We start from the raw sequence: 6,425 nt of genomic DNA, 5'->3' as shown, positions 1-6,425 counted from the left end.
CCCGCGCCTGCGCCCGCTCCCGGCTGCGCCCCAACGGGCGTCCCCTCTCCACCGTCGGGTTTCGCCCCGATCAGCAAGCTCGCCGTATCGCGAAGCTGTTGAACAAGCTGCCGTACGGTTTGCAGCAGCTCGCGGCTTTGCGGCGACAGCGAAGCGTTCCCTTCCAGCTCGCGTCCTGCAAGCTGTCCGAGCTGATCCAAGACCTCATGAAACGGCGGACCCTGCACCGCCTGCCGCACCGATGCTACCGTCTCCGGAGTCAGCGGCAGTCCTTTTTGAAACGCGATGACCGCCGAAGAAAGCCATGCTTCTTGCTGCATATTCGGAGGCATTTGAGCCTGCAGCTTCGCAAACGCCTGTATATTCTCTTTCGTCAACGCAACTCCGGCCTGATTCAGAAGCTGCACCAACTGCCGGTTTGCCGGAGAATCAGGGAGTCCCATCGTTTTCACGATATCCGCAAGAGATCCGTCCGATATTTGCATGTTCGACTGCAGCGGCTTAAGGACCACCTGTCCGCCCGACGATTCCGGCTGCACTTGAAGCATCGTCACTTCCCCCGGCTTCAGTGGCGCTTCGAGCTGTGCCCGCACCTGCACCCCGCCGATATTAACCACAGCATCCTGCTCCGGTCCGACTTGAAGCACCATGCCCTTCACCACTTGCCCGACCTTGAGCTCCAAAGCTTTCGGCTCCGCCGCCTGCGCGTCGCCCGTCAATCCCCGGATCAATCCGCTGATATTCATCGCTGCCGCTCCTTCCATCTATACAAATAAAGCCGGCCTGGGCACCGCTTGAACGACTCCCTGCCGGCTGCATTTCCGGTTCACTGTATATATCGGCTAACCGCCGGGCTTTTTTCAGCGCAGACTTGCAATTGCTAGAACAGCACCTGCTGTTCGTAAACGATGTTTCTTAGAAACGTTTTGCGATGCATCGGCGACGGACCATACTCCGTCAGACGCTCCCGATGCATTTTTGTCGCATATCCTTTATGTATCGCAATGCCGTACTCCGGAAATTTCATATCCCATTGCAAGCACATGCGGTCCCGAGTCACCTTGGCAATAATGGAAGCGGCCGCGATCGACTGGCTTAAAGCATCACCGTGTATAACGGCAAGCTGCTCCACGTCCACATCGACTTTCTCGGCATCGACAAGCAGCGAATCGGGAACGGGGGCCAGTTGTTCGACCGCACGTTTCATCGCGAGCCGTGCCGCCTGCTTAATATTGATCCGTTCGATCGTGTCGACGTCCGCTACCCCGATGCCGATGGACAGCGCCTCCTGGCGGATCACATCATATAAAGCTTCCCGCTTCTTCTCGCTTAACTTCTTCGAATCGTCGACGCCTTCGAGCACCAGACCTTTTGGCAAAATAACCGCTGCAGCCACCACATCGCCGAATAAGCAGCCACGTCCGACCTCATCAACTCCGGCCACGAGCGTCCTTCCTCGACCCCAGAGCTCTTGTTCGTATTCCAGCATTTCCTCACCCGCATTTCCTGCACCAAAATTCGACCTTGTCATTCGCCATGATGTTCCATTATACCGCAGGATTCGGGACCTGCCTATCCCCTTACGCATAAAACCGCGAATTCAAGCTTTTTCTCGTCTCGTCCAATAAATGTAAAATCATGTTTTTCCCTTCTGCCGTCAACGTATAGTGCTCTGTGGAACGACCCGGGTCTACGAACAAACGGTCGTTATTATGAGCAAGCCAAAAGTACAGCAGGTGCTCTCTGCCATCCTTCAAGTTCAGAGCCATCAACATGTCGGGGGGGCGAATGTCCAGCTTGGCCGTCTCCGCAGATGCTTCCTGTATCGCTTCGAGAAACTGTCCGATCGCATCCCGAGAAACGATCGAACCTGTATTGCCCGACGAATCGGTAACGATCAGGCTCACAATATCTTCCGCCTGAATATGATGCGGCTGGCCCCACGTCCGTTTTTCGGCGGCAAAATCTTTTCCCGCCTCGTCATTGCAAGCACTGAGCAATCCGATGCCGAATAAAGCGGCGGCAACGGCCATCCGCATCCTTACTTTCCATCCGTTCATTCCGTTCATTTTCTCCCGCCTTTCAGCAGCCCTACTTATAAATACAGGACGTCGTACGCAGCCGTTTTGTTTCTTCCCTCAACCAAAAATTTTCAGAGCCTGTCTATTACGAATCCAAAAAAAACAAAAAGGACCCGATTACGGAGAACCATAATCAAGTCCATGAACTATGCTATGAATTGCCGAACTCACTGCAAGGGAGGAGGACAGAAGGAGATAATATAAATACATATTTTTGTATAAATATGCATTATTTAATATAAAAACTCCTAGGCGTGCAACATCATCGCTTCATTATAACTGCTCATCATCCGGGACACGGTTACCAATTTGTAGTTATTGCCAATCAAAAGCGGAAGCAGCATCTCGATAGCTTGTACCGTCTGGCTGCGGTCCTCGTCCGGATCGTCTCCGCTGCCGTCGTGAAATAAAATAATATCACCCGTTTGCAGCGTTTCCAGCACTCGCTCCACAATTGTCTCAGCGCCCGGGAGACTCCAGTCCTTCGTGTTTTGATGATCCGGCCATATCACCGTATGGAGCCCGAGCCGATCGGCCGCCTCGACGGTATGCTTATTGAATTCGCCGTATGGAGGGCGAAACAAGGAGGGCTCTATTCCTGTAATTTCTCGAATAATTCCGTTCGTCGTCTCCAGCTCGTTATAAACATCCTGCCTTTCGCATTCGGGCAAAACCGGATGGCTGTACGTATGGTTCCCTATTTCGTGCCCTTCTTCAACAATCCGGCGAAGGAGATCCGGGTATTGCTTGGCATAGGAACCAATGACGAAAAAAGTGGCATAAGCCTGATGCTTCTTAAACAAATCCAGAATTTGCGGAGTATAGACCGGATTCGGACCGTCGTCGAACGTGAGCGCGAGCTGTCGTTCCCGCGAAGGCAATTGATAGATGATCATCGGAACTCTCCCTTCCAAGAGGAAAATAACAAGGAGAGGCGTTCGCTTCCTCTCCGAAAGCACGAGGTCCTCGGGTAGGATCGTCGCTATCGCTTCGATGCCATCGGCGTCTCGGATAACCGTTGGTACAAGACGTTGCCTAACTCCTCCGCTACCCGGTACACGGCCAGTATACTTTCCACGTGGGTTTCAAGAGCATCCTGATTCAATAAAGGGCCAATGACAAAGCCGTTGTCCGCTCCCTCAAGCTCGTAAGAATTCGACCGCAATTGGAACCCCCGCAAAGAAGCGTTCATTTTAAAATGATTTTCGCGTGCCCGCAAATTGCTAATCAACGGGGAATCCGTCCGGTTCACGCGTCCCGCTCCGGTGCAGTTCACCAAGATATCTGCCGTCAGCTCGATTTTCCCCTCATGTCCGTCCGTCTCGATATACAACCGCCCGTCTGCCTTGCTGTCAATATGGGTAATTTTTGCCTGCGTGGCGGTGACAAGCCCTTCCACTACAAACCGGGCAGCGATTTCGATATACTCACGCGCCGACGGGCGCTGACCGCCGGATGTCAGAGCTTCGTTCTCTTCCCCTTCGAAGACGCCGCCCGGCAAATATCCGCTTGAGGAAACGACATTGATGCTGCGCACGGCAGAGAGCAGCTCCGAACGGTTCGACAAAAAATAAATCGCCTCAATCGCCGAAGCGTTCGAGCCTGCGATCAAGATGTCCAGCTTCCGGTCGAACGCTTTGGCTCGCTTCGCAACCGCCTGTTCCAGACCGGCATAGGCATCCTCGTATAAATCGTGGATATACCCCTCGTCGACGCTCAAGCCGAAGCTATTGCTGCGCGGAATGCATCCCGTCGCCAGCACGAACGCCCGGCTATGAAAGCTTGAATCGTCAGCCAGCCGGATCGTAAAGCCGGAATCCTCCGGTTCGACATCCGTTACCTCTCCTGTAACGAACCCAACCTTGGCCAAATTTCGCTCTTCCGCCAGCTGCACCGTTTGGCGAAGCAAGCGCTCGACGTAGAAGCCGAACAGCTTCCGGGGCACATAAAGCTCGTCTACCTGCCCACTTTCGAGCTGCTCCTTATAGCGAAATATCCAAGCCTGCAGCAATCGATCTTCATGATGCACGCCTTCATGGACAAGTTCCTTATAATGCAGCGACAGCCAATCCCGAAACTCTTTCGGCGTCGATTGGGCAGCCGGTTCGATCAGCAAAAATCCGGACGGGCTTTGTTTCCCGTAAGGAATCCCGCGTCCGAATTCGCCGAAACGGTCAATCATGACGATTTCGATCGGCTTTTCTCCCGTTTCCTTGCCCGCTTCCAGCAATCGGTTCAATACGTGGATGACCACACGGCTTCCCGACAACCCTCCGCCGGCGACAACCAAATCCGCATGATTAAGGTTTATCATCGTTTCTCTCCCGCTCCTTTTTTTAACTATCTTTTCCTCGCAATCTGTCGATATAAATCCCCGGATTCGATCCTTCGATATCGATAGCGCCCACAACCCGCGCGTAGAACGGAGCCGCCTCCTTTGGACCGCCAATAATGGCATAGGCGTAGCCCATATCCGCCATCGCATGCAAGCAATGGAGCAGCAGCGCTTTGCCCACCTGTCCGCCCCGGTAAGCTTCGCCCACCCCGATCGGACCGAAAAAATTCCGGTATGTCGCTTCGTAGCAAGCAAACCCGATAATTTCGCCGTCCCGGGTGGCGATAAAGCTGCTGACTGGAGAATTGGAAAACGTGACGTCACACTCGCTCATCCAGCCTTTGCTGAAATGGGTTTCCACCCATTCCAGCACCTGATTTTTTTCGTAAGCTCTCGGACGGCGCACCAGGATACCCTTCTCACGCAGTGCGTTAATATAATCCTCCAACGGAGGCAGTTCATAAAGCTTCACTAGTCTGTCCATCATTTCCACGATCGCTTCACCTCAAAATGATTTTCAATATTACATCGCCGAATACGTCCGCTCGCGCGTCTCAACCGTAACAAGGTTCCGGACCCATTTGCCTTTCCGGATGCGGTAAAGCGTCATGCACGCCTTCACAAGATCTTCCATGATGACCAGAATAAAAATTTGCGGCAAGCTCCACTTCAAGACGAATGCGCCCACTAAAGCAAGCGGAATACCGATCAGCCATTGTCCGGTAAAATCAATCACCAATCCCGCCTGCAAGTCTCCTCCGCTGCGCAGCACCCCGCTGATCCCGACGGCATTGATCGTTTTCAGCCAAAACGTGAGCGCCATGATCAGATACACTTGGAACGCCGTATCGATTAACGAGTCGTCGATCGCCCCGTACAACCCGATAATCGGGCGGTAAAACAATAACAGCAGCAAACCAAGCGCCAACGACAGCAAAAGACTGATGATGAGCATCCCTTTAGCCTGCTCAATTACCGCACTAAAGCGCTGTTGTCCAAGAGTATGTCCCAGAAGCACGGCTGTCGCCGTTGCGCATCCTTGTTCAAAAGCGGCACTGAAAGAATCGACGGTCGCCATCATCGACATAATAGCCAGTGCTTCGGTGCCGATCTTTCCGTAAATGACATGATACAAGAAGATACCCGTAGACCAGATGAAGCCGTTGACGGTAGCCAGCACGGATATTCGGATAAACTGTAGTAGACGATCTTTGCTGATATAACGGATGAAATCGTTCGGAACGAACGCCAGGGGGTGTTTTATGAAGTAAATCATTGCAGTCAGCAGCAAAGCCTCTGCCACACTGCTGATCAGCGTAGCATAGGCAGCCCCCATGATGCCTAACTGGGGAAACCCGGCTTTTCCAAAAATAAGCAGGTAGTTAAGCAGTACATTCAAGGCAACGCCTCCGATGCTGAAGTACATCGCTGTGGAAGCTTGTCCGATGGCTCGAAGGCCGACGCCAAACACGTTGACAATCGCTAAAAAAATGACACTTAACGAAATGACGCCCAAAAACTTCGATGCGATACTGGTAAGATGGCTATCTGATGTGGCCAGCCCCATAACGACCGCCGGATTGGCGGTAAAGAAGAGCAGAACCGGCAGCACGACAAGCGCAAACGCCATACCGAAACTGAGACCTAGAATTCCTTTTACGCCGGAAAGATTGTTCGCTCCCCAATATTGGGCGGCCAGAACGCCGCAACCGCTGCTGAGGCCGACGAGGAGCACAATCGGAATCATCATCGCTTTGCTGACAATACCGACCGCAGCCACTTCGGTTTGTCCCAGCGTCCCGACCATAAGGACGTCCGACAAATTCCGCGACGACAGCATAAGCACCTGAATAATGACAGGAATCGCCGTCGTAATAAAACTGACGAAAAATGCTTTGTCAAAGCCAAAAAGCTTTTTTGTTTTCATCCTGGTTCTCCCTATCGTATGTCTGTTCATCCTTTCGCCGACTGTTTTGCAGATATCGGCGAAACTTTATCGCCGTCACTAG

General features: G+C 52.7%; 6 protein-coding genes and 1 pseudogene. All 7 read right to left on the bottom strand.

The annotated features are described in order from the left end of the window. A pseudogene (locus ET33_RS26090) lies at positions 1 to 746 on the bottom strand (hypothetical protein); the annotation flags it as partial. A 134-nt stretch (positions 747 to 880) separates the two neighbouring features. Beyond that, complete coding sequence (locus tag ET33_RS26085) at positions 881 to 1,489, bottom strand: ribonuclease HII (RefSeq protein ID WP_036689075.1); 609 nt, start codon at positions 1,487 to 1,489, stop codon at positions 881 to 883. A 91-nt stretch (positions 1,490 to 1,580) separates the two neighbouring features. Beyond that, positions 1,581 to 2,060, bottom strand: a complete 480-nt coding sequence (locus ET33_RS26080; RefSeq protein ID WP_144028897.1) for a hypothetical protein — start codon at positions 2,058 to 2,060, stop codon at positions 1,581 to 1,583. Between the two features lie 269 nt (positions 2,061 to 2,329). Then, complete coding sequence (locus tag ET33_RS26075) at positions 2,330 to 2,977, bottom strand: polysaccharide deacetylase family protein (RefSeq protein WP_051775612.1); 648 nt, start codon at positions 2,975 to 2,977, stop codon at positions 2,330 to 2,332. A gap of 86 nt (positions 2,978 to 3,063) precedes the next feature. Beyond that, on the bottom strand, positions 3,064 to 4,395 hold the full coding sequence (locus ET33_RS26070; RefSeq protein ID WP_036689068.1) for an FAD/NAD(P)-binding protein: 1,332 nt from the start codon (positions 4,393 to 4,395) through the stop codon (positions 3,064 to 3,066). A 22-nt stretch (positions 4,396 to 4,417) separates the two neighbouring features. Beyond that, complete coding sequence (locus ET33_RS26065; RefSeq protein WP_036689128.1) at positions 4,418 to 4,903, bottom strand: GNAT family N-acetyltransferase; 486 nt, start codon at positions 4,901 to 4,903, stop codon at positions 4,418 to 4,420. Positions 4,904 to 4,939: 36 nt separating this feature from the next. Then, positions 4,940 to 6,343 carry an MATE family efflux transporter gene (locus ET33_RS26060; RefSeq protein ID WP_051775610.1) on the bottom strand — a complete coding sequence of 468 codons (1,404 nt, stop codon included), beginning with the start codon at positions 6,341 to 6,343 and terminating at the stop codon, positions 4,940 to 4,942. Between the last annotated feature and the right edge of the window lie 82 nt (positions 6,344 to 6,425).

It is taken from the genome of Paenibacillus tyrphae (assembly GCF_000722545.1).
In the GTDB taxonomy this organism is placed as follows: Bacteria; Bacillota; Bacilli; order Paenibacillales; family NBRC-103111; genus Paenibacillus_G; species Paenibacillus_G tyrfis.
The sequence above is the reverse complement of the archived record's forward strand: the minus strand, read 5'-3'. Positions and strand labels throughout refer to the sequence as shown.